This window comes from Spirosoma sp. 48-14 (assembly GCF_001898575.1).
In the GTDB taxonomy this organism is placed as follows: domain Bacteria; phylum Bacteroidota; class Bacteroidia; order Cytophagales; family Spirosomataceae; genus Spirosoma.
This window is the reverse complement of the sequence record NZ_MKUD01000065.1, coordinates 1-1,496: the sequence shown is the minus strand read 5'-3', so window position 1 is coordinate 1,496 and position 1,496 is coordinate 1. Positions and strand designations below refer to the sequence as shown.

Genomic DNA, 1,496 nt, shown 5'->3' with positions numbered 1-1,496 from the left:
AACCAACCAATACAGCATTTCGGGTACACTGAGCCTGACCAATGCCGTAGCAAGTTCGGCCATCATTACCGATGGAACCAACACTACCACCGTTACGGTATCCGCGGGTGCTACTTCGGTATCGTATGTGCTTAGTGGGCTCACCTCGGATGCAACCATTCATACGGTTACGGTCAGCTATGCCAGTAAAACCGCTAGTCTGACCTACACCGCACCGGCTTCCTGCTCTGTAGCGCCCCCCTGCTTATTAGGAGTAGTCGTTACCCCCGGTGTATGTCAGAGTGCAACCAACCAGTACAGTATCACCGGTTCGGTATCAGCGACGAATGCTATCGGTACACAGGTCATCACCATTACCGATGGAGCGACCAGTACAACCCTGACGCTAAACGGAGATGGGCCAGCCAGTTTCACTTTAATCGGTTTGAACTCCGACGGACTTCTGCACACAGTAAGCGCTTCCGCCGATAACTGTGGACTCGCCAGTACAACGTATACAGCCCCATCTTCCTGTACAGTAGGCATTGCTCTGACGGTTACCCCCGGTGTGTGCCAGAGTGCAACCAACCAGTACAGCATTTCGGGTACACTGAGTCTGACCAATGCCGTAGCGGGTACAGCCACCATTACTGACGGAGCCAACTCCACCACGGTAGCCGTAACGGCAGGCGCCACTTCGGTCGCCTATTCGCTGAGTGGACTCTCCTCTGGTACAGATTCTCATACTGTTACGGTGAGTTATGTTGGCAAAACCACTAGCCTGACCTATTCAGCACCCGAATCCTGTACCGTGGGGCTGGCCATCAGTGTCAATCAGCCTAGTCCCTGTGATGTCAATGCGGGTCAATACAGTATCGCAGGTGCCCTTTCCCTAACTAATGCCGTCAACGGGATAGCCGTCCTTACCGATGGTCCTATCAGTACTACCGTGGCTATTATTGCCGGATCAGGTACAGTGCCCTACACCATTCTGGCCATCCCTTCAGGAGCCGAGTCACGTACGGTCACCGTAGCCTATGAAGGTAAGACGGCCAGCGCAGTCTATACCGCGCCTATAGGCTGTATTGTATCCGACATCTGTAGTCCAATTTTCGCGAAAGTCACTCCAGGTCTGTGCGCAACAGCGACTAACACGTATGCCACTACAGCTGTGGTCGTGCTCACAAACCCCGTAGCTGGTACAGTCACCATCAGTACCCAGGGCCAGAGCCAGACCTTCGTTACCGCTGCGGCTGCCACGGCTTCCTTTACGGCGACCTTTACCAATCTGATCTCTGACGGGGCCATCCACAGCCTGACGGCTACCCTACCCGGTTGTCCACCAGCTAGTGCCACCTACACCGCACCAGCCTCTTGCCAGCTACCGAATCTGGTACTGGAGAAACTGGTCAATAAGTCGAAGGCACAACTTGGTGAAGTACTCACCTACACCATCGTGCTGACTAACACGGGTAAGGCCTCGGCAACGAACGTGACCGTCCGCGATTCGACCACCT

General features: G+C 54.5%; 1 protein-coding gene. It reads left to right on the top strand.

Annotation, left to right across the window (positions count from 1 at the left end; genetic code table 11):
• On the top strand, positions 1–1,496 hold a 1,496-nt coding region (locus tag BGO59_RS29220), incomplete at both ends, for a hypothetical protein (RefSeq protein ID WP_293689918.1).